We start from the raw sequence: 25,147 nt of genomic DNA on the forward strand, positions 1-25,147 counted from the left end.
GTAGCGGCTATTACATGTTTCACTGTCTGGTTTACCATGGCGAGTGCAGACGAACTCGCTCAGAATAAGCTAACGTCTAATTATTTTGTTGAAAAAGTAGAAGAATTAGCAAGAGTTAAACCAGAAGAAGCACTTAAGATAGCCAAAGAATCAGAGAATTTTTTCAGGATAAACCCCGATCCTGTCAGTCGTGGCAAAGTGCTAAACGGCGCAGCATACGCGCTATATTTTCTCTCAAAATTTGAGGACTCCATGGCAAAAGCGAAGGAGTCTGAATCCATTGCTTTGCAGCATAATTTAATGGAAATCCTGGCGCGTTCAAAAATGCTGCAGGGAAATGTATTACAGAGTATCGGAGAGCACACCAGGGCGATAAACCAATATCTTGAAGCTGCTGATTACTATCAAGTAACTGGGAACCAACAGTATCTCAGTTACGTTTACAACAATATTGCCAACACTTATATCGAAGCCAAACTTTATGCATCAGCACTTGATTATTATAAGCAAAGTAATGATTTGCTCCCTCAAAGTAGTGCCTATAAAGGAATTGCTGATACTCATTTTAAAATGGGCCAAATAGAAAAATCTCTTGAATTTTACAAACGCTCTTTAGCTATGTATCGGGCCGAAAACGATACTTTTGGAATAGCCCTAATACGCAACGGACAAGGTGATGTTTATTTAGCCAAAGCTGAATATGAAGAAGCCCTGGCATTGTTTAACGAAGCACTAAACTTAGCCAAGAAGCATCAGCAAGTTTATACCGTTGAGTACTCAACAAGAGGATTGGCAAAAGCCTACCTTGGTCTTGGAAAATTAGATGAAGCGGTATTATGGCTAAACGAGGCTCGTGCCCTAGCCAGCGAAAAAAATGATAACGTTGCTTTATTAAAAATTCTAAAAATCGAGTCTGAGATATATAGAGCTCAAGGAGATTTAGCCAACGCAATCGACTCTTTAACAGAATACATGGAACTGGAAAGTAGTTACCAGGCAGAAAAGGACAAAACACAACTGGTTGTAATGCAAGCAATGTTTGAAAGCGAAACAAAAGCTGCCGAAATCGAAAAGCTTGAAGAGCAAAACAAAATATTGCAGTTACAAGGAGCGGTAGAAAAAGAACGCTCGCAACAGACCCAGTTCATTGCTTTTACACTTGTCTGTGCCCTGTTAACACTGGCCTTTTGGATCTTTACAGTTTCCCGAGAAAAACAACGGCTGGCCAAAGTATCTGCAGAGTTAGAAAAAGCCAAAGTGCAGGCAGAAACTGCCACCCATACCAAATCTGCTTTCCTGGCAAATATGAGCCACGAAATTCGCACACCGCTGACATCCATTATTGGCTATGCCGACAGTATCCTGCAGGGAGACATTCCGGTAAAGGAAGAGCACAGAGTTATTAAAATCATCTGTGAAAACGGTAACCATCTGCTGAATGTTATTAGTGACATTTTGGACTTTACTAAAATTGAAGCGAACAAGCTGGAATTTGAAAATATTGCCACACCGCTGATCCCGCTACTTGCACAGATCGAGTCAGTAACCGGAAAACGCGCAAGAGACAAAGGTTTGAGCTTTGATTTACATTTTCGTTATCCCTTGCCCAGTGCCGTTATTACAGACCCCACTCGCCTTCGACAAATACTGTTTAACCTCACCAACAATGCCCTGAAATTTACCGAAAAAGGCAGTATCAATGTATCGGTTAAAACAGTTGAAAACCAACTACTTATCGGCGTCAGAGATACCGGCATAGGCATCAGTAAGGCGAATCAACAGGAGTTGTTCCAGCCCTTCCAGCAAGCTGATGGTTCTATTAATCGTCGTTTTGGAGGTTCTGGGTTAGGCTTATCTATTTCCCGTCATTTGGCACAAGGTTTAGGCGGTGATCTGACTGTGTCTAGCGAAGAAGGTAAAGGCTCAGAATTCGTAGTGGCCATTAAACTACAACCGGCTCCTGATTGTCGCTGGATCACCTCAGGTGACGAAGCACGGGTTGTCACCCAAACGGTGGAGGCACAAAAGCAGAAATTACCTAAGTTTAATCAGGCAAAAGTGTTGTTGGCTGAAGATCACCCCAATAACCGAGAACTGATCCGATTAATGCTTTCCCGAATGGGACTTCAGGTTACCGATGTCGAAAATGGTCTTTTGGCCTGCAATGCAGCGTTAAAAGAAGAATTTGATTTGGTCTTTTTGGATATTCAAATGCCGGTAATGGATGGTGGACAAGCGCTTAAACAAATTAAGCAATCTCAGCCCAATACTCCGGTTATCGCACTGACCGCCAACAATATGAAGCATGAAGTTGAACAATACATGCGTGAAGGGTTTACTGCACACCTGCCCAAGCCTTTGCCCAGAGAAGATCTGGTTGCATTACTGGAAAACTACTTACAGGACTTTCTGATCACCTCCGAAAGTAAAGTGCCAGGTACCGAAATCTCCCCCCCAAGGCAACCAAAAGATACGACACCACTCGCCGGCCAGGAAGAGGACATGGTGAAGTTGATTGACAATTATGCCACTCAGCTTAATCAGGAAGTAGAACAGGCGGTCATGCTATGGCAGTCAGAAAACTGGACGGAATTAACTGAATTAGCGCATACGATCAGAGGCTCAGCAGCTAACTTTGGTTTTGCGAATATAGGCGATACCTTTAATCAGATTGAAAACCGATTAAAAGCTGAAGAGTTTGAGAAGGTCAGCCAGTTAATAAATGATATCTTGGGCGATATGCAGTTTATTAATGAGATACCGGGTGTAGATAAGGCGGTGGGCATTCACAACCACAGCGTTAGTTTTTCTGCCTGGCACAGCGCCCTGCAATCATTTTTTACTACATTGCCAACACTTCTGGAAAAAGTGCAGCAAGAAGCCGCATCAGATTCACTTGAGCTGGCTTCCAGTATTAATGAGTTGCAAAAGCAATCTAATAAACTGGCACTGCCACAAGCTTATAACCTGTGTATGCAAATCAGAAAAGCGATTCGCAGCGGAGAGAGTTCAGATCAGTTGATTACTGCTTGTGATGAACTGGCAAGCGAATTAAACAGTATCAAAACCTACTTTGAGAGCAATTAGTTTAAGGTTTAAAACAAAAAAGCTGGCGCACTGGCCAGCTTTTGTAGAACAACTTAGCAGAATTACATCACTTCTACGGCAATCGCAGTTGCTTCACCACCACCAATACACAATGACGCAACGCCTTTTGACTTACCCAGACGTTTTAAGGCGTGGATCAAAGTCACCAGAATTCGGGCACCTGATGCGCCAATAGGATGCCCCAGTGCACAAGCACCGCCGTTGACATTAACCTTGCTTTCGTCAAGCTCTAGCTGACGCACCGCCAACATGGTCACCATAGCGAAGGCTTCATTGATTTCGAATAGATCTACGTCATTTAACGACCAACCCGCTTTATCCATTAACTTCTGCATTGCACCCACCGGCGCGACTGTGAAGTTTTCTGGCTCAATCGAATTGGTGGAATGAGCGACAATGCGAGCCAGTGGCTCAAGGCCCAATGATTTAGCTTTGGACTCTGTCATAATCATAAGCGCAGCGGCACCATCAGAGATAGAGCTGGAGTTTGCAGCTGTCACTGTGCCGTCTTTTTTAAATGCCGGACGTAAATTGGGGATTTTCTCTGGCATGGCTTTAGCCGGAGACTCATCTTCGCTGACCACCAGATTGCCTTTACGGCCCTGAATCACCACATCAGACACTTCATTTTTGAAGTAACCTTCAGCTATGGCAGTTTTGGCCTTATCCAAAGAAGACAAAGCAAACGCGTCCATGTCTTCACGAGTGATACCTTCTGCATCGGCAGTAGCCTGAGCAAAACAACCCATCGCTTGACCGTCGTAGGCATTTTCCAGACCATCCAGCATCATGTGATCATGAACCTGGCCATGACCCATGCGATAACCGCCACGGGCTTTAGGCAATAAATAAGGTGCATTGGACATGCTTTCCATACCACCTGCTATCACCACTTCGGCACTTCCAGCTTTGATAAAGTCATGAGCCATCATAACGGCCTTCATACCCGAACCACATACTTTGTTAATTGTGGTTACACCAGCAGAAAGCGGTAAACCACCCGCCAGTGCTGCTTGTCTTGCAGGCGATTGCCCCAGACCAGCAGGCAATACACAGCCCATAATCACTTCATCAACCTGGTTGGCGTCTGCCTGGCAATCGGCCAAGACACTGGCAATGGCACCAGCGCCCAGTTCTGTAGAGGTCAGAGGGGATAAGCTGCCCATAAATGCACCCATTGGGGTGCGTTTGGCAGATACAATAACGATATTTTCTGTTGTCATTTTCATTACCTTTGCTGATGATGTTGGCATTGTGGTCTATTTGGTCAATCTAAGCGACTGTACTTTAGGACCATCTCCATCCTGTACAACATTCTGGACGCAAGCGATAACTTTGTCGAAATCGGTTGTAAATAGAATGTTGAAAAGTTGTCAGGGTTACTTTACCTTTACGTTAACTTATTCCTTACGTGAACGTAAAGGTAAACCTGTGAGTGAGCAAACTTATTCTATTGGTGAATTGTCAAAAGAATTTGACATTACCCCCCGCTCTATTCGTTTTTACGAAGAGCAAGGCCTGCTGGCACCAGAGCGAGCCGGTCAAAGCCGTATCTACAATAAAAAAGATAGAGTTCGGCTAAAGTTGATCCTACGCGGCAAACGTCTGGGATTTTCTTTAGCTGAAACCAAAACCTTGTTTGAGCTCTATGATTCTCATCAAAGCTCAAAAGTACAACTAGAAGAAATGTTACGCATGACGCATGAGAAACGCGCCATCATGAAACAGCAAATGGAAGATATTCAGATGCTGATGAATGAGCTAAATGACGTGGAGCTGCGTTGTAAAGAAGAATTATCTGAATTAACCAAAGGTGTGTAAATCCATGAATACTCCCTACCCTACATTAAATTTTGATCTTGGCGAAGATATTGATGCGTTAAGAGAAGGTATTTACCAGTTCGCGCAGGGCGAAATTGCGCCTCTGGCAGAAAAATCCGATGAAGATAACGCCTTCCCCAACCAGCTGTGGACTCAATTCGGTGAAATGGGCCTGTTAGGTATGACCGTCGCGGAAGAATACGGCGGTGTGGATATGGGTTATCTGGCCCACGTTGTCGCTATGGAAGAAATTAGCCGTGCATCAGCTGGCATAGGTTTAAGCTATGGTGCTCATAGTAACCTGTGTGTCAATCAGATCCACAAAAACGGTACCGCAGCGCAAAAAGAAAAGTACCTGCCTAGACTGGTAAGCGGTGAGCACATTGGCGCTTTGGCCATGAGTGAGCCTAACGCCGGTTCTGATGTGGTCAGCATGAAATTGCGTGCGGATAAAAAAGGCGACCGTTACATTCTTAACGGTAACAAGATGTGGATCACCAATGGTCCTGACGCCAGCACTTTCGTGATTTACGCAAAAACTGACGTTAAAGGTGGCTCCAAAGGGATCACCGCTTTTATCGTTGAAAAAGGCTTTGCCGGTTTCTCGCAGGCGCAAAAGCTGGACAAATTGGGTATGCGCTCTTCCAATACCTGCGAGCTGGTATTCGAAGATGTAGAAGTTCCTGAAGAAAACATTCTGGGTGAAGTTGGCGGCGGTGTGCGCGTGCTGATGAGCGGCCTGGATTACGAACGACTGGTACTTTCTGGTGGCCCTATCGGTATTATGCAAGCTGCCATGGATATCGTGGTGCCCTACATTCACGACCGCAAGCAGTTTGGTCAATCCATCGGTGAATTCCAATTGGTACAAGGTAAAGTTGCCGATATGTACACTCAGATGAATGCAGCGCGTGCCTACGTTTACACCGTAGCCAAAGCTTGCGACCGTGGCGAAACCACCCGTAAAGATGCTGCAGGTGCGATTCTTTATGCGGCAGAATTGGCCACCAAAATGGCGCTGGACGCTATTCAGTTATTGGGCGGTAATGGCTATATCAATGAATATCCCACTGGACGCTTGCTGCGCGACGCCAAACTTTATGAAATCGGTGCCGGTACTTCTGAAATACGTCGTATGCTGATTGGTCGCGAATTATTCAAAGAATCAGTCTAAAGTATATTGACCGGGTAGATTCAAGCCCGGTTGTAATTAATGAATCGGATTTTTCGCAAATCCGATTTTTTATGAAGCGGATTTAACGGAGTTAAATGTGTCGACACAAGCAAGTAATCCAATTCAATCAAAAATTAATGTGAAAAGTGCTGCGTTTGCAGAAAATGCTGAGCACATGGCGCTGCAGGTGAACGATCTGCAAGAAAAAATCGCGCAAATCAAACAAGGTGGTGGCGAAAAAGCCAATAAGCGTCATACCGACCGAGGCAAATTGTTGCCCAGAGAACGTATCAATGCCTTATTAGACCCCGGCTCTCCCTTTCTTGAGATCTCGCAACTGGCAGCCTGGAACGTCTATGAAGACTATGTGCCTGCCGCTGGGGTTATCGCGGGTATTGGACGGGTATCCGGTCAGGAATGCATGATTGTCGCTAACGACGCTACGGTAAAAGGCGGCACCTACTATCCTCTTACGGTGAAAAAGCACCTGCGCGCCCAAACCATTGCCGAACAAAACAACCTGCCCTGTATTTACCTGGTGGACTCCGGTGGTGCAAACCTGCCTCGTCAGGACGATGTATTTCCGGACAGAGAACACTTTGGTCGCATTTTTTACAACCAGGCCAACCTGTCAGCTAAAAACATTCCACAAATCGCAGTGGTTATGGGTAGTTGTACTGCCGGTGGCGCTTATGTCCCCGCCATGGCAGACGAATCCATTATCGTTAAAAATCAGGGCACAATCTTCCTAGGTGGACCACCTCTGGTTAAAGCCGCAACAGGTGAAGTAGTATCAGCAGAAGAGCTGGGCGGCGGCGATGTTCATTGCCGTACTTCAGGTGTAGTAGATCACCTAGCCAACAACGATCACCATGCGCTTAAGATCGCCCGTGACTCTGTTGCCCGATTAAACCGCGTAAAACAACCCAACATCGATATTCGCGAAGCCAGAGAGCCACTTTACGATGCCAAAGAAATTTACGGCATTATTCCGAAAGACACCCGTCAGCCCTATGACGTGCGTGAAATTATCGCCCGCATCGTCGATGGTTCCGAATTTGATGAGTTTAAGGCGCTTTATGGCACCACACTGGTGTGCGGGTTTGCCCGTATATTTGGTTATCCAGTGGGCATCGTTGCCAATAACGGAATTTTGTTTTCCGAATCAGCACTAAAAGGTGCGCACTTTATTGAGCTTTGCGCCCAGCGCAAAATTCCACTGGTCTTCCTGCAAAACATCACCGGATTTATGGTGGGTAAACAGTATGAGTCTGGTGGTATTGCCAAAAATGGCGCCAAGATGGTAACGGCAGTAGCCTGTGCCAATGTGCCTAAATTCACCGTACTCATTGGTGGTAGCTTTGGTGCCGGTAACTACGGCATGTGTGGCCGCGCTTACGATCCTCGATTCCTGTTTATGTGGCCAAACGCCCGTATTTCGGTAATGGGTGGTGAACAAGCAGCAGGCGTTCTGGCGCAGGTGAAAAAAGAACAAAAACAACGCGCTGGCGAAACCTGGTCCGCAGAAGAAGAACAAGCCTTTAAGCAACCTATCGTGGACAACTACGAACATCAGGGACACCCCTACTACGCCTCGGCCCGTTTATGGGACGATGGTGTAATCGATCCTGCTGACACCCGTTTTGTATTGGGGTTGAGCCTGTCAGCGGCCCTGAATAAGCCTGTTGAGGAAACTCAATTCGGCGTCTTTAGAATGTAAGGTGTGATGATGACTGACTCTGTACTTTATAACCTTGATGAACGTGGCGTAGCCACGGTTACTCTTAATCGCCCGGAAAAGCACAACGCCTTTGACGATGCCCTAATTGCTGAACTGACGCACCTGTTCAAACAAATCGGTGAAGATAAAAACGTGCGCGCTATGGTATTGCAAGCCAATGGCCAAAGTTTCTGCGCTGGTGCAGATGCTGGCTGGATGAAGCGCATGGCAGATTACTCCTTTGATGAGAATGTTGCTGACGCGAAAAAGCTCGCAGACATGTTATGGCACCTGAATTACATGCCTAAACCCACTATAGCCAAGGTTCAGGGAGCCACTTATGGTGGTGCTGTGGGCCTGGTGGCCTGTTGCGATATGGCAGTCGCCAGCAAACTTAGTAAATTTTGTTTAAGCGAAGTACGCCTTGGGTTAATTCCAGCCACCATCAGTCCTTATGTGATTGCCGCAATGGGCGAACGGGTTGCTCGTCGCTATTTTATGACCGCGGAAGTGTTTTCCGCTCGACGAGCCAGAAGACTGGGGCTGGTGAGCGAAACTGTTACTGAAGAAGAACTGGATAGCTCCATCGAAGATCTGCTGAATAACATTTTGCGCAACGGACCACAGGCGGTCGCGGCAGCAAAACAGCTGATTTTTGATGTTAAGAATCAGCCCGGTGAAGAAGAGGTCATTGAAAAGACCTGCTTGCGAATTGCCACTGTCCGGGTGTCTGACGAAGGGCAGGAAGGATTGAGCGCATTCCTGGAAAAACGTAAACCCAACTGGCGCAAGGATTAAACATGTTTAAGAAATTACTAATCGCTAACCGCGGTGAAATTTGTTGCCGTGTTATTAAAACTGCGCGCAAAATGGGGATCCCCACAGTTGCCGTCTATTCCGATGCTGATGCCAATGCCTTACATGTACAAATGGCGGATGAAGCAGTACACATTGGCGGCCCGGCTGCCAAAGACAGCTACCTGAAAGCTCAAACCATCATTGATGTTTGTAAGGAAGTTGGTGCAGATGCGGTGCATCCTGGCTATGGATTTTTATCTGAAAATGCAAAATTCGCCAATCTGTGCGAAGCTAACAACATTACCTTTGTAGGGCCGCCGACCGGCGCTATAGAAGCCATGGGTAGTAAAAGCGCAGCCAAAACCATCATGGAAAAAGCGAGTGTACCTCTGGTACCTGGCTATCACGGTGATGACCAGTCAGAAGCCGTTATCAAAAAAGCCGCCGATGACATGGGTTATCCGGTATTGCTCAAAGCTGCGGCTGGTGGCGGTGGTAAAGGCATGCGCCAGGTATGGTCTGAAAAAGAATTTGCTGGAGCCTTAGCTGCGGCAAAACGCGAAGCCTTGTCCAGCTTTAGTGATGACACCATGTTGGTTGAAAAATACCTGACACAACCCAGACACGTGGAAATTCAGGTGTTTTGTGACAAACAGGGTAACGGTGTGTATTTGTTCGAACGGGATTGTTCGGTGCAACGTCGTCACCAAAAGGTTATCGAAGAAGCGCCTGCGCCTGGTTTATCTGATGAAGTCAGAAAAGCCATGGGTGAAGCCGCACTGAAAGCCGCTAAGGCCATTGATTACGTTGGTGCCGGCACCGTGGAATTCTTGTATGACGTAGACGGTAGTTTCTACTTTATGGAAATGAATACCCGTTTACAGGTAGAGCACCCGGTTACCGAAATGATTACCGGCCAGGATCTGGTGCAATGGCAGCTGAATGTCGCTGCTGGTGAGCCTTTACCGCTCACTCAGGAGCAGCTCAAAGTCAACGGCCATGCATTTGAAGCGCGGGTATATGCCGAAGATCCCGACAATGACTTCTTGCCGGTTACCGGTCAACTTACCTATCTGCAAGCCCCGCTGGAAAACCGCCATGTGCGGGTCGATACTGGCGTGCGTCAGGGCGATGAAGTATCAGTTTATTACGATCCTATGATTGCCAAACTGATTGTCTGGGACGAAGATCGCAACAAAGCGCTCAATCGTCTGACTTCGGCACTTAGTGATTACCATATCAATGGCATGACCACTAACCTGCCGTTTTTGTACAATCTGGCCAGTACCGATGCCTTCAGAAATGTTGAACTGGACACCGGCTTCATTGAGAAGCACCAGGACAAGATATTTGTAAACAGCGACTATGACTTCAATCAGTGTTTGCCGTTAATGGTATTAGCTATTTTGCTCAATAAAAAACAGACTCAACCCAAAGCCAATAGCGCTGATGTCTCGTCTCCTTGGCAATTTACCAACGCCTGGCGTGCCAATGAGCAACACAGTCAAACTGTCGTTGTAGGTGTAGCTGGTGAAAAATTCGAAGTTACAGTTACCCATGTGGACGCAGAACAGTTTGAGTTGAATATCAATGGTGAAGATCTATTGGTATCTGGCAAGCTGAGCGGCAACGAATTAATCGCCAATGTTAATGGTCATCGCCAAAAAGCTACGCTGGTAGTTCATGGTAGTAATATGTCTTTGTACACCGCACAAACCGCCCTACACTTCAGTGAAGATGAACCTGATTTAGGTTTAGATGATATGCAAGACGCCGACGGGGGGCTAACTGCTCCCATGAACGGCACTGTTGTAAAACTCATGGTTGAGGCCGAAGAGACGGTTGACGCTGATACACCATTGCTGATCATGGAAGCCATGAAAATGGAGCACACCATCAAAGCACCGGCAAAAGGTAAAGTCACTGAGTTCTTCTTTCAGGCCGGTGAACTGGTAGATGGTGGCGCAGAGCTTCTGGCTTTTGAGGTGAGCGAATAATGGCATTACCGCAATCAGCAACCATCGTTGAAGTGGGACCTCGTGACGGGCTGCAAAACGAAAAGGCCGATATTTTATTGCAAGATAAAATTGCCTTAGTGGAAGGTCTGGCGAATGCCGGACTATCCATGATTGAAACCGGAAGTTTTGTCTCGCCCAAATGGGTGCCGAAAATGGCCGATTCTGCCGAGGTTTTTAAACAGGTGAAGCGTAAACAAAGTGTCACCTACTCTGCCCTGACCCCAAACCTAAAAGGCTTTGAGGCAGCAATGGAAGCCGGAGCCGATGAAGTGGCGATTTTTGGTGCCGCGTCTGAGTCATTTTCACAAAAGAACATCAACTGCTCGATTGCTGAAAGCCTGGCGCGTTTTGCTCCGGTTCTCGAGGCTGCACAGCAGCAAAACATCAAGGTGCGCGGCTATGTTTCCTGCGTTTTAGGTTGTCCCTATGAAGGTGACATTGCCCCGGAAGCGGTTAAACAAGTGTCGAAACAGTTGCTGGATATGGGCTGTTACGAAATCTCTCTTGGCGATACCATTGGTGTTGGCACACCGCTAAAAACCCAACAGATGTTGAATGCAGTTTTGCAGGATGTCCCTGTCGAAAAACTAGCTGTGCATTTTCATGACACTTACGGTCAGGCGTTGAGTAATATCCTTATGGCGTTGCAAATGGGCGTTAATGTCATCGATGCTGCTGTCGCAGGTTTAGGTGGTTGTCCTTATGCCAAAGGCGCTTCAGGCAATGTGGCCACTGAAGATGTGGTTTATATGCTAAATGGCATGGGCATTGAGACAGGTATTAACCTTGATGCTTTAGTGGATGCTGGTGACAAGATCACCAAGGCACTTAATCGCAGCAATAACTCCAAAGTTGCCAACGCGCTGTTAGCCAAAGGCTAAACCACCACTGTGTTACATTCCTGTATTGGGAAAGTGTTCTTGAGTGTTTGCGCAATTAATGGCTTGGCGCTATTCCAGCAAAAGCACTTGTCTAATTTGTCAGGATGGCTGTGGCAACAACCATCCTGATATAAAGCTTTGCTGGTTGCTAACTGCAATTTGCTGTCAAAGCAATTTTTTCGGACTATTTAGGAGCCAAGGGCTGGATTTCCACTATCGTCGCTTCAGTAGTAACAGAAAACACATTTTCTCCACACTTAAAAGATGCTCCGCCACCTGAGGTTCCGCTATTGTCTGGACATTTGCAACTTTCAGTGGTGTCTATACTTACGGTTGTTGCCTCTCCGTCAGGGCCCGCAGGCCAGCTAAGTGTGACTATGCCATCTTTAATAGTTTGCTCACAACTGGTGTCATTTTTTAGTGGAGCCAGATAAATAAGTTGTCCTTTGGGGTCGCTTATTCCTGTGCTGGATGGATAGTCGCGCTGCACAAAGTGGCTATTTACCCAATAACCTCTGCCATTTTGGGTCTCTGCGTAAGCACTGCTGGTCCAGCCATCGGGATTTGCCGAGCTGCTATAAACAGGTCCTTCCCATTTTGGGTATTCAAGCTTGCCATCCTTTACTGAGATATCGTACTTATTGGGACGCGATGAGTTGTTCATTTTACTTTTTCTGTCGTCGTATACATGCTCTGTAAATTTACTGGATGAGTCGAGATTGATTTTGTACTTTTGGTACATCAGGTGGTAACGGCCAAGAGCACCAGACGTGTGTGCTACCCAAGTAGAGGCTGATGGTGTGCCAGAAGGCGCTGAGGTATCGACAATATTTTTAAAATCTATCGGGTTATTGGCTTTTAATACACCATCCTTGTATTCAATTGCAGGATTATTCAGTTCAGTGATGTTATTTAAATTATCTACTCTGTAAGGAAAGTTGAAGTAAAGCCTTTTTAAAGTAAGTTCCTGGATATCTTCTGAAACTCTGCACAATGCCGTAACGGTGCCGGTATGCCATTCACTTTTCTTATTGGGCATATTGAGCTCTTCAATCCAGCAGTTTTTACTAATACTTTCAGTATTAAACAATCGGTCAGACTCACTGTCACCAGAGCAAAAGTTGTTCAGGTAATCTGCCTGCTCAACAAATTGAATTATACCTTTTGTTCTGTCTTCGGAATCTTCGGTTGCCCCGAAAACTGTAGTGAACTTGTTTCCCAAATCCTCAAAAAAGTCTTCCATATATACCAGTGTTTCTTCATAACCGGCTTTTCCACTTTTATCAGATAGTAAATATGGAAACTGTGCATGCTTCCCGGTATAAAGCTCTGGGCGATTGTAAAGCAGCGCAACCTGAACCTGATTCATAAAAAACAATTGTTGCATGTCAGAGAGTAAATTAAGTTGTAAGGTAACAATGGGTTGCATTGCTGCCATGTAATAAACAACTTTATTGTCGATGCTGCTCTCACCATGAGTCTTTTCAAGCACATCACGGTATGCCTTGTTCAGATCTTTCCAAATATTGCGCTGAGGACTCAACCCGTCAGAAAATTCGTTCAATAATTCTGCAGGATCCAAATTTGAAGAAGCCACCTGACTTTCGGTTAAAACACCACTTGTTGCTAGCTCAGGAACATTTGCACCCAGAAGCCTCAAAACATTGCTATCTGCCTGTGAGCAAACGCCTCCCTGGCAAAGATTTGCAGTGAACTCATAGAATTCGTCAGGTGTACGGGGAAAAACATTTTGAGTGTAAAAGGCTTCAAACTTATTGTTAACACTGATATTGGCGTCAATGAGTGAGGTGACAATACTGTCATAATGGTTTTGCGCGTAATCATAAGCTAAGGTTTTTACAGCCATATAAGTGGCGGAACTTATCATCTGGATTTCATCAAGCTTTTTGTCCATTTCATCCAGTTGAGCTTTAATTTCTTTGAGGGTTTCCAAAGTCATATTGGGCTTTGGAAAGAATACGCCCTTTGCTATTTTTGCCGCCTTTACCGCTATTTTATAGGGTTTTGGCACAGTTTTTTCTGCGATTGTTAGCGCCAAATCTACCCCACCGCCTAGTGAAACAGCTGAGTCAGTGATTGTATTTGCGGTTAACGATTGGGGGTTTGGAGAAGTAGTGGTACTCATGTGTTTTCCTTATATGAGATTAAGTAACCGGTTTTTAAGCTATGTTAAAAACGTAAAAAACCTTTTCATCTGATGCCTCACGAGAGAGCGTTAAGACAAATTCATTAAAGCTTTGCTTTTAAACAGCTGTTCACTGCCGTTTTTACCCCCTTACATCATCAAAAATGGTTGCGCTATCAAACAGGGCGAGATCGCGATCGTTTTTTGAGCAATACTCGAACATAATCAGCTCTAATGGGAGCCAAAAGCTAGTTAATTTGGCCTGGAATACTTAAGCGAGACTATCAACCAGTCTTCAGGCTCCTTAGTTGAGTTTGCTGGTAAGTAGACTTTTTTCAGTGACGTAGTCTAATTCAACCATTGTTGTTTGATTGAAATCATTGTCGGGGCGCCGACTGCGCCTCAAGGGGACCGGGCTGCGCCCCCCTTAAGAATCCCCCGCAGCCCCTGACGCGCAAAAGCATAAACTTCTCCATCAGAACAACAACGACCATCAATGACAGCACATCCCTGTGCTGGGCATTGATTGAGATATCATCCCTGATATCCCTCATTGTTGTTTTAACTGATGGCGCAGTTTATAGCGCGTAAAGGGAAACAAGGTTTAGCACTTCGAACAAACTTTGACCTAACTGAATCTATATACGAGTCAGTTTGGCTTTTTATTAAAATGTAAATATTTAGTTTCTGGGCTTTGTGGTTAAAATATAAGCACTCATGCTCTCCCCCTGCGCTATCAAAGCGTTAAATATTATCTGCAATATTTTTAACAAGCACATTACAGCAGATTACATGACATGTTTGAATCAACCCGACAACCAAAATCCCTGGGGAAGTAACGGTCACATTAATTACCCATGGCCAAATCACTTTTTATTGACAGAAATTATTTCTGCCCTCAGTCTTTCTTGTAAAAATAGTTCGCTTTGCAAGACACTCCGGATAATAAGATATGCACTGGTTTTTAAATTTATCCATCAAAAATAAATTGTGGCTGTTAACAGGGTCGTTTTTTGCTTCATTGTCTGTGGTCATTATTGTAGCCTTCTGGAATCAGCAAAAACTGGCCAATGATGTCGATATCATCGCCAATAAGTACTTTACGGCATCCAATCTTATGCTGGCCGCCGATGCGAATTTGTATCGGGCGATCTCAGCCGAGCGCAGCTTGATATTTGTCAATGCCAGTTCCCCACAGTTCCGCAATCTGGTGAACTACCACAAGCTGAACATTGAAGAAGCGCAGCAAAAACTCCAGCAATTCAAACTTGTCATTGACGATCCGCAAATCCATCGTTTGATGAATGATTACGAGCGTTTGAGCAAAGAATGGCAAACGCTGACTTTCCAGGTGGTGTCATTGCGGGAAAATAACGGCAGAGAAGAACGCCGCGAAGCGTCGCAAATTAGTTTGCAGGATGCTTCACAGAAATTTGCCGAAATGCATGATGTGATAGATCAAATGAGTGCGGTGGTTACTCAGGACAGCCAAATGGTTGTGCAGGAGGCAGAATCAAACGTTACCTTTTCAGCCTCACTGATCTTATTCGTAACAATCGGCGCGGTATTGTTTGGTACTTTTATGACATTGATGGCGATTCGATTGCTGGCACAACCACTCAAAGTACTGACAGACAGATTAAAACAAATTTCTTCAGGTGATGGTGATTTGACACAACGGCTGGAGGAAGACCGTTGTGATGAAATTGGTGAAACAGCTATTGCTTTTAACAAGTTTGCCAGTAACCAAGCGGAGATTTTGAAACAGATAAAACAGGCCATGGTGAGCTTTATGCAGTCCATGGAATTTGTTGCTGAGAAAATGAATCGTCTGCAACATGCAACCTCCAAACAACAAGAGGTCAGCGACAATGTCTCTGGTTCTATGAGTCAAATGAGCATAGCAGTAACTGACGTTGCCAAAAATGCAGCAAACGCCTCTGAAGCAACGGAAGAAGCGAATCAGTTAGCGATTAAAGGCCATGCCGTCGTTAACGAATCCGTTTCCACCATCAATACCATTACATCCAATATTGCCCATACCTCTGAAGTTGTTAAGCAACTAGACGTGCGAACGCAATCCATTTCAAACGTCACTGACACCATTAGTGAAATCGCCGACCAAACTAACTTACTGGCGCTGAACGCGGCGATAGAAGCCGCTCGGGCTAGGGAGCAAGGCCGAGGATTTGCGGTAGTAGCAGAAGAAGTACGCAACCTGGCAAAACGCACTTCAGAACTGACTAAGCAAATTAGGGAAAACATCGAACAGCTCAGTAACGAGAGTGCTCAGGCAGTCTCTGTGATGGAGGAATCATTAAATAATTCAAAAATTTTGGATGAAAAAGCCATTCTCTCCGGTCAAGCATTACAAGAGATCACCACTGCCGTTGATTTGATCTCCGGGATGAACATGACTGTAGCCAGTGCCGTTGAAGAACAATCGGTAACAGCTGAAGAAATTAATCGCAGCATCGACAACCTGAAATCCATGGCGGTGGAGTCCGACGCGCATTCTCAGGACACCTTAAAAGAAGTGGTAGCACTGCTGTCATTGGCCAGAGATATGCAATCGTTATTAAATCGATTTAAGGTCGAATGATTTGTAGAGCTGCTTATGTCATTCCTGTTTCGCACTTTGATTATACTGCTTGGTTTTTCTTTTCAAAGCTGGGCTGCAACTGTTACCTTTCAACTCAAGGACAACAGTGGCAAACCGCTTCCTGAAGCCATTATAACTCTGGAGCCACTATCACAAGGCGCAATTAACCTGGCCCAGAAAATGTCTCCTCCAAACGCGGTAATGACACAAAATAATAAACAGTTTAGCCCTCATGTGGTGGCTGTCCAAAAAGGAAAAGCTGTCAGCTTTCCCAACCAGGATAACATTAAACACCAGGTCTACAGCCTGTCCGACATTCAACAATTTGACCTTACAGTCGAGGCCGGAGAGACTCGTTCAGGCCCCCTAATGGCGGAATCTGGGGCGATTCATATAGGCTGCAATATTCACGATTGGATGCAAGCCTATGTCTATGTAACAAACACCCCTTGGTTCGCCAAATCCGATAGCAACGGCATGGTGATGTTAGAGGTGCCAGATAACGAACAGTTCCATTGGAACATGTGGCACGCCAGACTGTCACAGCAGGAACCACCCCATTATGGGCAGTTGCTCTCGCCCGCAGAGCAAATACATATCCAACTTCAAACGGAATTGTTACCGAACTATGATGAAGCCAACGATTTTGACGACTTTGATGATTACTAAAATGGGTGTTTAGCACAGCCCTTTTTGTCGCATTTTGGAATTTTATGCAAAACCGAGAACAACAATGAAATTTGCCGCATTCCTGCTATCACTCACCATCTCCACTGCCATTAATGCTGAACCATTGCAAGTTCGCGGCTTAATTCAGGGGGCTTTGGCTATTTCATCAGACGAAGAGTTAAGTTTTTTTGAGGGCGGAACAGGGATTCTGCGATACGACAATGGCAACAAGTTTCAAGTCAGTCAGGCGATATTAGAAATCTCCGGAGATCTGACAGATTATGTGTCGTGGCACTCGGTTATCAATGCGACTGAGACACCGGATAATCACGCTGGATTAACCCAACTCTGGTTAAAGTACAAACCCATTTGGTCCAGCAAGTATCGTTGGCAATTCAGAGCCGGTATGTTTTATCCAGAGTTTGGCTTTGAAAATCCGGACATCGGCTGGTTATCGCCATATACCTATACCAATTCAGCTATCAGCAGTTGGATTGGCGAGGAAGTACGTACTTTAGGTGGTGAATTTAAAGTTACCCGTCCGGGCCGATTTCACGGTCGCAGCCCCCATACCTTCGCATTTTCTGGCGCAGTTTATAAGGGCAATGATCCGGCTGGTACATTACTGGCATGGCGTGGTTGGGGGTTACATGACAAACAGTCCATAATAAATGAGCGCATATTTTTCGCTGACTACCCCTCCATCGGTGAAGGCCAGGCGTTAGCACCACAAGCAAATTGGGTGGAGCCATTCCGTGAAATTGACGGGCGCTGGGGCTACCAACTTGGTTTGCATTGGGATTATCAAAAAACTTCCCGGGTGCGCTACAGTTATTTTAACAACAATGCCGACGAAACCATTCTTGCCAGAGGAGGACAATATGCCTGGCATACCATTTTCCATTCGTTGGCCTGGCAATACCGATTTGATCGCCACTGGCGCATTATTACGCAAGGTATGCATGGTCGCACTGCCATGGGTCCGGGTGCCGTGATGGTGGGCTTTAATAGCTGGTATGCCATGCTTGCCTATCGCAGTGAATTTCACAACTTTGCCATCCGCTATGACGACTTTAACACCATAGACAAAGATAACTTGATAGCAGAAGACAACAACAATGGTAATGGCTGGGGGGCCACCCTTGCCTATCGTTACAACTTAAATGAGCACTGGCAATTAGGTACTGAACTCTTGTTTAGCGAATCCTGGCAAGCCAGTCGCGCTCAATTTGCGGACAGGGACGCTAACCTTAGCCAAACGCAGTTATTAGGTGTGGTCCAGTTTCGTTTTTGATAGAGCCTATTGCCACCCGCGGTACAATTTAGCGACTAAAAATTGCTTTACATAAATAGAATGATACGACTAGTATTATATTCAGATAATCACAAAAATCGAACATTCTCATGTATCGCTCTAAAACGACTCTCGAGCAATGGCGTATTTTACAAGCAGTTGTTGACCATGGTGGCTATGCCCATGCAGCCAAAGTGCTTAACAAGAGTCAGTCTTCCCTTAACCACGCAGTTGCCAAATTACAATCACAATTGGATGTTCAGCTCCTGGAAGTAAGGGGCCGCAAAGCCTATCTCACCAAAGCTGGAGAAGTTATGCTGCGCCGTTCTCGTTTGCTGAGTAAGAGCGTTGAAGATCTGGAAGAGCTGGCAAAAAGCATTAATCAGCAATGGGAGCCTGAAATAAACATTGCCGTTGAACTGGCCTTTCCGGATCAGTTTCTAACTCCCATTTTGATGGAGTTTTATCCTTCTTGTCGTGGCAGTCGCTTAAATATATTAGATACGGTACTAACCGGCACTGAAGAACTTATTAATGAAGGTTGGGCTGATATCGCTCTCACCGCATCGATCCCAAAAGGGGTTTTGAGCGAACCCATTCTGAATGTTAAATTTGTGGCCGTCACTCACCCGGAAAATCCATTAGCACAGAAAAAAAGTCCCATTGATCCCAATGAGTTGGTGCAACATTTGCAGATAGTTATCAAAGACACAGCAAAAGCGCCAATAGAACGACAGGGTTGGTTAAAGGCAGAACAACGCTGGACGGTCAGTCGCTTTGAAACGGCCATCAAGTTCCTGCGCCAGGGGCTTGGGTTTTGCTGGTTGCCCGTCCACAATGTTGAAAAGTACATTGAGGCAGGTGAATTAACCCAGTTAAAGATACAAGGTAGTAGTTTTCGGTCTGTTACCATGTCGCTTGTTAACCCACATTCAGATAGAATGGGGCCTGGCACTAAGATGCTAACCGACTTGATTTTGGCCCAACGAGAATTACAACAATAATTTGGAATGAAATATGGCAATGACCCGCGAAGAACTTGATGAATTAATGCAAGACAGTGCCAGAAATGCGGTGATCACAACACGCGATGAATTTGGCATAAACCTGGATGGTAGTGCTGAGAGCATCAAACAAATAGATGAAGTGATCTTAAGATGGATTAATAAATATCGCGATCAAGCGCTTGAAGATAAAGCGGTTTTCACCCTGTGCAACATTTACGGTGCATATGTAGGTGAAGTGTTTAAGGCTACAATTGGTGGACAATGGAGCTATGACGACTCCAACCCTGACGCCCCTTATGTTTTATTAGAGTACGGCACCCACTCTTATGCTTTTGCCGGAGTTTGCTACCAGCGACTGGTAAACGACAGTCAAATCAGTGTAGAAAACTATTTCAACCAAGCCATCGCCAATAACACCCAGTAATATCAATTCCATATATTCAGGGGAAAAGAGTGTTGTGTGACAACACAACCAGTCACACAACAACCCTTGTCTATCTGTCAGATTCTTCAATCATTGCATCCCGCCCCTGAAGAATATCCCTGCTCTGACAACTCCCTTTAATCGACAACTCCTTGTAAGGGCTGTCTTTGGTCCTCATTAACCGACAGCAGCTCCTATCTACTTACGGCTAAATCCATCACAAATCCTTTGCGAATCCAAACACTTTGAGAAAACGTCATCCTGACGACCATACGGACCCAAGCTTCCAACTGCTTTTAAACTAAATACAAACATCTTCCTGAGTTGTTTTAGTTTAATCCATTTACTTACCCTTCCCTCGCAGTATCTCAACGTCCTGTTGACTCTGCCTGACTGCGTCCTGCAATCTGGCTTGCTGAGTAAGCATGGGATTAGATTAGCCCATTGCAAAAAATTGGCTTTAATCTGCAAGTCATCGAATCACAAAAATGGGACTGAATAGGATCTAACTGGTCAATTCAAATAAAGGCTCTCAACTGACTAACGGTCAATTATTTAAAATATGGAAAAGGACAATACAACAAGCAAAAAAAAGCGGCAGTTCTGATAACTGCCGCTTTAGCAATTAATTAACTCAGCAAGCTATTCGAACTTTCGTCCTCGTTTGGTTTCGATAGTATCGATATAAGCATGCCAGGCGGCATAGCCTATCAACGGCATAGTAAACAAAAAGCTACCAAAGCCCAGAATCTTGTCCAAGGTGATACCAACAACAAAGCCAAAAGCAACAAAGCTAAAAATAATCCCGCCCCAAATAGCCATAACCTTTTTGTTTACCCAAACGGCATTCATACTGGTCATAACTGCTGTGGCCAAATCCACTTTACGCTCCATTAAAATGGGTTGGGTAAATGCACTGATAAAGAAAACCAGCATAGTAAATGCCGCCCCCACTAATGTACCCACAGTCAAAAAGGGTAACAGGTTTTCAAAATTTTCATCCAGATATGGAGGATACAAGGCATGGATTAAGGCCGCGACTCTCAGCCAGAATATCATCAGCACCATTAACAAAATCCCAAAAGCCCACTCATTAACGGCATTACGGGTAATGGCTTTAATACTGTGCCAAATACTGGGAACGTGATTTTTTTCCAGTTCCCAGGAGACATCATAAAGTCCTGCGGCCAGAAAAGGTCCAATTAACATAAAACAAACTAACGCTGGTAAAATCACCAGATGCCAGCCGGTTTGCTCCACCAGGTAGTAAATAAACCAAGGTACAATGGCAAACAGCAAGCCAAAAAAGGCAGTAATGTGTGGGGCCTTAAGCATGTCTTTCAGCCCCAGTCGCAACCATTTGATTGGGTCGCCGTAATCTAATTCTTTGCAGGGGATAACCCTGGCGATCTTACTGTCTGTAATGGCGTTATGCGGTTGTTCCTCAAATTTATGCGACATATATTCTCCTAATCTTCCAGTTCTTCTAGTTTTTGGTTTTTCAATGGATTATCGAACGTCGTATCCTTGCCGAGATAGCGCGAACCAGCTTCGGTTTGTTGCACAATTTGCTTCGCTTTATCGGCATGCTCATCATCAGTATATACAAGCATGATGGCTTTGCCATTTTTCAGCTCATTTTCATAGCGACTAATGCGATAATTTCTGTGGCTGATGCCAAAAAGGCCGCCTATCCAGCCACCAAAGCCGGTTGTCAGGGCCAGAACAAAGGCCGCATTTACCGCATTAAACTGCCAGCCATAGGGCTGAGTGAAATACAAGACGACACTGAGCAGAATCCCCACGAAAAAGCCCAACATGCCATAGCGCACTGCACTGTGTAGCAAATCTCGCTCTTCAAAAATTGATGCTTCATGAACATGATGGCCAGCATAATCACGGTTTGTTTCCGTCACAAAATGAATGTCTTGTTCTTTGATTCCGGTAGCGATTAAACTGGATTGCAACACATCAGACTTATCTAAATTATTTAACAGGAATTGATGTTGCATAACATCACCCTCCACTATTGAGTTAAAACAACCGACATTGGTTAGTTTTTATATTATCAATATTAGCAGCAGGTTTATTTATAGCGTAATTTTGCAACTGAAAATTTGTTTCAGGTCAATTTTCAGCCGATTAACAAAAAGTTCAGGGGAGTTTTAGCCAGGAAACCGGTGAGTGATGATATGAACTCAGACGTTGATTCAGGTCTGTGAAAGAATTAACCGGCTCTCTAATATCGCTGAGCATTTCCCAGACAAAGCGATGACAGTTATTTTTAAATAGGTCGTAAGGTCTATATTGATAGATGTTTGCAATGGCATTTTGAAATGTGGCATCGCAGGCCATTGGCAGGCCGTATTTATCACATGCGATATAGGCTTCCTCTCCGGAGCGGTCCGCCAAAAATCGTTCGAGACTAATATTGCGCACCAGGCCGTTGCCATTCAATTCGATAATACTGTCTTCTGCCCAAATTCCGGTGTGATCTAATACACCGTAAACTTCACAACAAACAATCGCGCCATTAACCGGTTTTGCAGTGAGCTTAGTACCACCAGGTAAAACATCTGCATAGCCCCGATACTTTGACACTTTGCTGCTGTATTTAATGCCGGCATAGGTTGCTGCAGCGGCTCCTAACCAGAGAAGAGGTATCGCCATAGAATTTAAATTACATTGACATTAAGGAATTATTAATCAGGATATAAGCAACAAGCCACGGTGAATGCAAATCTAACTTCGTAAAATTGTATGTCAGACTTACAGCAAGCCACGCACAAACTGGAACAATGGATTTCCCAGCAATTGCGCAAAGGTGTTAGCAAACAACAGCTTTTTTATTATCTGCTGAAGCGAGGGTTTTCTGAATCGGCGGTATCAGCCTTGCTAGACGGCTATTCCCCACCCGTACCAGGTGCCATAATCGAACAGTTACCAGAGAATATTTCGCAACAAGCAGAGATATTCGATTCCGGCGGCTATTTTTACGCGCTTTCGAAATTACCCTTCACACAAAAATTACAACGCTTGCAATTAAGTTGTGAAGAAATGCAGTTGTTTGTTTTGCCCGACGTCGTAGAAACGAAACTATGTGAACAGCTCATCATTCGCTCTAAAAGGCATTTTTCACCCTCCAGAGTTGTCGGAAAGGCCTATGCGCAAAAAGATTCTGGCAGAACTTCAGACACCGCATTAGTGAGAGATATTGCTCTGGATATTGAACAAAAACTAAAACAACACCTTAGCCAGACTTTGGGTATTCATCCAGCTTACTGTGAACCATTACAAATTCAACGCTACGAACCCGGTCAGGCCTATCAAAACCACGCGGACTGGTTTGACAAAACGCATCCCGGTTATCAACAAAACATGAAAGATCAGGGGCAACGTACCTGGACTTGTTTACTCTATTTGAATGACAATTTCGAAGGTGGCCACACTTACTTCAGCCAGGCAGAAAAAACGGTTTCGCCTAAAGCGGGTTCAGCTTGTATCTGGAACAACTTACTGCCCACGGGAGACGTTAACAGCCAGGCCTACCATGAAGGTAGACCTGTGACCAAGGGCGAAAAGTTTATTCTTACCGCCTGGTTCAGAGCCCGCCCCTATTTATGATGTGAGTCGCGACTAAGCTTTGGCTTTGTGTGCCTTAACAGCAGTTCCGGCGATACTTACCATTAACATACTGCCTTTGTCGCCAACTATCTGATAATCAATGTCGATGCCGATTACTGCATTAGCTCCGCAGCCTCTGGCTTCGGCTTCAATTTCGGAAAAGGCGATTTTTCTGGCTTTGGTTAACACATCTTCATAAGCGCCACTGCGACCACCAACAATATCTCTGACCGATGCAAAGATATCCTTAAATAAATTTGCGCCCATTACCGCTTCGCCCACAACGATGCCATAGTAATGTTCTATTTCATAACCCTGTAGTTCATGTGTGGTAGTTACGATCATCCTAATTCCCCTTGTATGTATTCTTTAAGTTGAGAGATTAATTGTGACGAAGCGTCGTCAGTGTAGGCGTTAGGGGAAAACTTTCCCCAGACAGGCGCTGGCCAGGCCTCATCTGTTGTAAATCGTGCGATATGATGAACATGAAGTTGCGGCACCACATTCCCCAATGCCGCCACATTAATTTTATCAGCACTAAGTTCTGAACTTAAAAAGCGCTGTATTAAACCCGATTCAAACCAATATTGTCTGGCATCATTATCTGATAATTGCATTAGCTCTTTAAGTCCATTGACTCGGGGAACCAGTATGAACCAGGGATAACGCGCTTCGTTCATCAGGAGTACGCGACAAAGTGGTAAATCCTTCACCAGAAAGCAATCTTGCTCTAATTGCGGGTGCAAAATAAAAGATTCAGACATTATCAATCCTTTAAACTTGTAGGCACCACTGTTAACAATGCGCGTTGCCCCAAGGCGACTTTCGCATTGGGAAAAACAATGGCTTCGCCGTCTTGTTCTGCGCGATATTCAGCTCCAGACTCGGAGGCCAGTAAAGTACCTTTCGGGTAATCGCTAAAATTGGGCGTGTCATCAGCAAAATGTAGAACAAAATCGTCTTTGTGACGATTAATAATCTGATTCACCCGATATATATGAAATTGATTTTCATCAAATGCGGGAAGCGTAACGGTTTCCTCTGTCACCCAGCGCTGTAACATGTTTTTTGCTGCAGCAAAACGCGACATATCATTTTCTCCAAATGGGCGAACTTTGCCCAACTCAACCGTAAAGGCATCAGCCTGGAAGTTTTTACAGCTGAAATAACTAAATGTGGTGGTGGGTGATTCTGACAGTAAAATTGTGGATACACCACATTGTTGCAAAAATACCAACTGCTCGGGGCTTCTGGGGCGACCGTGCGTAAATGGGTAAACCGCAAACTTTTCGTTTTTGGAGTCCCTGATTGCGGTGTGCAAGTCATAGTGGAAGCGTTGCCGCCCTTCTCCTACCTTCAGGAAAAAATCGCGAACCACTGCTTCCAGGTGCCCGGCACGCACTCTTTCGGGGTTGCTTTCCACGTCAGGATTACTGTGTTCCCCATCAAACAGCCGGTTCATGTTTTCCTGTACGAATCGCTGGGCGATGTCCATGGCTGGTAAATTACCAAATATCACCAGTAGCCGATGAGCCAGTTGCAACTCTCCGGTTAAAACCGCTTTAACAAGCTCATCACAGATTTCAATGGGTGCAGTCTCGTTACCGTGAACACCACAAGAGTAAACGACATCTTTGATGCCAAAGTTGACGGGTTCAAACTGGATTACGCCTTCAGACAGCACCTGCACTCTGGTGCTATTGGGCAAAGTGAACTCAAATGGCGTGGCAAATAGTTCCGGAGATCGTCTGGACAGGTGCAGGAAATCACCCTTTGAGAGTAATTGATTAATAGTTTCGGACATAGTTTTTGTAGGGTTCTTATTATTTACGGTGTTGAAGGTGTTAATTATACCATTTCC

21 protein-coding genes are annotated in these 25,147 nt (G+C 45.1%); 13 read left to right on the plus strand and 8 right to left on the minus strand.

Features of this window, described 5'->3' with window-relative positions:
• Nucleotides 1-36 precede the first annotated feature (36 nt).
• Nucleotides 37-3,087 (plus strand): ATP-binding protein, encoded by a 3,051-nt coding sequence (locus ACXAD8_RS04355; RefSeq protein WP_475225352.1) that lies wholly within the window; start codon nucleotides 37-39, stop codon nucleotides 3,085-3,087.
• Between the two features lie 62 nt (nucleotides 3,088-3,149).
• On the opposite strand, the gene ACXAD8_RS04360 is transcribed toward ACXAD8_RS04355, so the two are convergent.
• On the minus strand, nucleotides 3,150-4,331 hold the full coding sequence (locus ACXAD8_RS04360) for a thiolase family protein (protein ID WP_475225355.1): 1,182 nt from the start codon (nucleotides 4,329-4,331) through the stop codon (nucleotides 3,150-3,152).
• Between the two features lie 208 nt (nucleotides 4,332-4,539).
• On the opposite strand from ACXAD8_RS04360, the gene ACXAD8_RS04365 reads away from it, so the two are divergent.
• The 6 genes from ACXAD8_RS04365 to ACXAD8_RS04390 all read left to right on the plus strand — a co-directional run bounded on the left by ACXAD8_RS04365 (nucleotide 4,540) and on the right by ACXAD8_RS04390 (nucleotide 11,520).
• Nucleotides 4,540-4,929 (plus strand): MerR family transcriptional regulator, encoded by a 390-nt coding sequence (locus ACXAD8_RS04365; RefSeq protein WP_229528025.1) that lies wholly within the window; start codon nucleotides 4,540-4,542, stop codon nucleotides 4,927-4,929.
• A 4-nt stretch (nucleotides 4,930-4,933) separates the two neighbouring features.
• Entirely contained in the window at nucleotides 4,934-6,103 is a 1,170-nt protein-coding gene (locus ACXAD8_RS04370) for an isovaleryl-CoA dehydrogenase (protein ID WP_475225358.1), read from the plus strand.
• A 97-nt stretch (nucleotides 6,104-6,200) separates the two neighbouring features.
• Nucleotides 6,201-7,823, plus strand: a complete 1,623-nt coding sequence (locus ACXAD8_RS04375; RefSeq protein ID WP_324255585.1) for a carboxyl transferase domain-containing protein — start codon at nucleotides 6,201-6,203, stop codon at nucleotides 7,821-7,823.
• A gap of 9 nt (nucleotides 7,824-7,832) precedes the next feature.
• A complete protein-coding gene (locus ACXAD8_RS04380; protein ID WP_475232874.1) occupies nucleotides 7,833-8,621 on the plus strand; it encodes an enoyl-CoA hydratase/isomerase family protein in 789 nt (262 codons plus the stop codon).
• 2 nt (nucleotides 8,622-8,623) lie between these two features.
• Nucleotides 8,624-10,618 (plus strand): acetyl/propionyl/methylcrotonyl-CoA carboxylase subunit alpha, encoded by a 1,995-nt coding sequence (locus ACXAD8_RS04385; RefSeq protein ID WP_475225361.1) that lies wholly within the window; start codon nucleotides 8,624-8,626, stop codon nucleotides 10,616-10,618.
• Complete coding sequence (locus tag ACXAD8_RS04390; protein WP_475225364.1) at nucleotides 10,618-11,520, plus strand: hydroxymethylglutaryl-CoA lyase; 903 nt, start codon at nucleotides 10,618-10,620, stop codon at nucleotides 11,518-11,520. Before ACXAD8_RS04385 ends, ACXAD8_RS04390 begins: the two co-directional genes overlap by 1 nt.
• Before the next feature lie 184 nt (nucleotides 11,521-11,704).
• Here ACXAD8_RS04390 and ACXAD8_RS04395 read toward each other — a convergent pair whose 3' ends face one another.
• Complete coding sequence (locus ACXAD8_RS04395; RefSeq protein ID WP_475225367.1) at nucleotides 11,705-13,666, minus strand: hypothetical protein; 1,962 nt, start codon at nucleotides 13,664-13,666, stop codon at nucleotides 11,705-11,707.
• A gap of 952 nt (nucleotides 13,667-14,618) precedes the next feature.
• Between ACXAD8_RS04395 and ACXAD8_RS04400 the strand changes: the two genes are divergently transcribed.
• The 5 genes from ACXAD8_RS04400 to ACXAD8_RS04420 all read left to right on the plus strand — a co-directional run bounded on the left by ACXAD8_RS04400 (nucleotide 14,619) and on the right by ACXAD8_RS04420 (nucleotide 19,662).
• Nucleotides 14,619-16,268 carry a methyl-accepting chemotaxis protein gene (locus tag ACXAD8_RS04400; RefSeq protein ID WP_475225370.1) on the plus strand — a complete coding sequence of 550 codons (1,650 nt, stop codon included), beginning with the start codon at nucleotides 14,619-14,621 and terminating at the stop codon, nucleotides 16,266-16,268.
• A gap of 15 nt (nucleotides 16,269-16,283) precedes the next feature.
• On the plus strand, nucleotides 16,284-16,937 hold the full coding sequence (locus ACXAD8_RS04405; RefSeq protein ID WP_475225372.1) for a methylamine utilization protein: 654 nt from the start codon (nucleotides 16,284-16,286) through the stop codon (nucleotides 16,935-16,937).
• A gap of 64 nt (nucleotides 16,938-17,001) precedes the next feature.
• Nucleotides 17,002-18,231 (plus strand): hypothetical protein, encoded by a 1,230-nt coding sequence (locus tag ACXAD8_RS04410; RefSeq protein WP_475225375.1) that lies wholly within the window; start codon nucleotides 17,002-17,004, stop codon nucleotides 18,229-18,231.
• Nucleotides 18,232-18,341: 110 nt separating this feature from the next.
• Nucleotides 18,342-19,235, plus strand: a complete 894-nt coding sequence (locus ACXAD8_RS04415; protein ID WP_475225377.1) for a LysR family transcriptional regulator — start codon at nucleotides 18,342-18,344, stop codon at nucleotides 19,233-19,235.
• A 13-nt stretch (nucleotides 19,236-19,248) separates the two neighbouring features.
• The gene (locus ACXAD8_RS04420) at nucleotides 19,249-19,662 is read left to right on the plus strand and encodes a hypothetical protein (RefSeq protein ID WP_475225380.1); all 414 of its coding nucleotides are present in this window, start codon (nucleotides 19,249-19,251) and stop codon (nucleotides 19,660-19,662) included.
• 642 nt (nucleotides 19,663-20,304) lie between these two features.
• Here the strand turns inward: ACXAD8_RS04420 and ACXAD8_RS04425 are convergent.
• The 3 genes from ACXAD8_RS04425 to ACXAD8_RS04435 all read right to left on the minus strand — a co-directional run bounded on the left by ACXAD8_RS04425 (nucleotide 20,305) and on the right by ACXAD8_RS04435 (nucleotide 22,332).
• Nucleotides 20,305-21,123 (minus strand): DUF2189 domain-containing protein, encoded by an 819-nt coding sequence (locus ACXAD8_RS04425; protein ID WP_475225382.1) that lies wholly within the window; start codon nucleotides 21,121-21,123, stop codon nucleotides 20,305-20,307.
• A gap of 8 nt (nucleotides 21,124-21,131) precedes the next feature.
• Nucleotides 21,132-21,674, minus strand: coding sequence for a hypothetical protein (locus ACXAD8_RS04430; RefSeq protein ID WP_475225384.1), 543 nt, complete (start codon nucleotides 21,672-21,674; stop codon nucleotides 21,132-21,134).
• A 142-nt stretch (nucleotides 21,675-21,816) separates the two neighbouring features.
• Nucleotides 21,817-22,332, minus strand: a complete 516-nt coding sequence (locus tag ACXAD8_RS04435; protein ID WP_475225386.1) for a hypothetical protein — start codon at nucleotides 22,330-22,332, stop codon at nucleotides 21,817-21,819.
• 90 nt (nucleotides 22,333-22,422) lie between these two features.
• Here ACXAD8_RS04435 and ACXAD8_RS04440 point away from each other — a divergent pair, with 90 nt between their 5' ends.
• Nucleotides 22,423-23,286, plus strand: a complete 864-nt coding sequence (locus tag ACXAD8_RS04440) for a 2OG-Fe(II) oxygenase (RefSeq protein WP_475225389.1) — start codon at nucleotides 22,423-22,425, stop codon at nucleotides 23,284-23,286.
• 12 nt (nucleotides 23,287-23,298) lie between these two features.
• On the opposite strand, the gene ACXAD8_RS04445 is transcribed toward ACXAD8_RS04440, so the two are convergent.
• Genes ACXAD8_RS04445 through astE form a run of 3 tightly spaced genes read right to left on the minus strand, consistent with a single transcriptional unit; the run spans nucleotide 23,299 to nucleotide 25,090 of the window.
• Nucleotides 23,299-23,631 carry a heavy metal-binding domain-containing protein gene (locus tag ACXAD8_RS04445; protein WP_229527526.1) on the minus strand — a complete coding sequence of 111 codons (333 nt, stop codon included), beginning with the start codon at nucleotides 23,629-23,631 and terminating at the stop codon, nucleotides 23,299-23,301.
• On the minus strand, nucleotides 23,628-24,050 hold the full coding sequence (locus tag ACXAD8_RS04450) for an HIT domain-containing protein (RefSeq protein ID WP_475225391.1): 423 nt from the start codon (nucleotides 24,048-24,050) through the stop codon (nucleotides 23,628-23,630). Before ACXAD8_RS04450 ends, ACXAD8_RS04445 begins: the two co-directional genes overlap by 4 nt.
• A 2-nt stretch (nucleotides 24,051-24,052) precedes the next feature.
• Nucleotides 24,053-25,090: a succinylglutamate desuccinylase gene (gene astE, locus ACXAD8_RS04455; protein WP_475225394.1), complete on the minus strand. Its 1,038-nt coding sequence runs from the start codon at nucleotides 25,088-25,090 to the stop codon at nucleotides 24,053-24,055.
• Between the last annotated feature and the right edge of the window lie 57 nt (nucleotides 25,091-25,147).

Source organism: Planctobacterium sp. AWH2_060 (assembly GCF_056158425.1).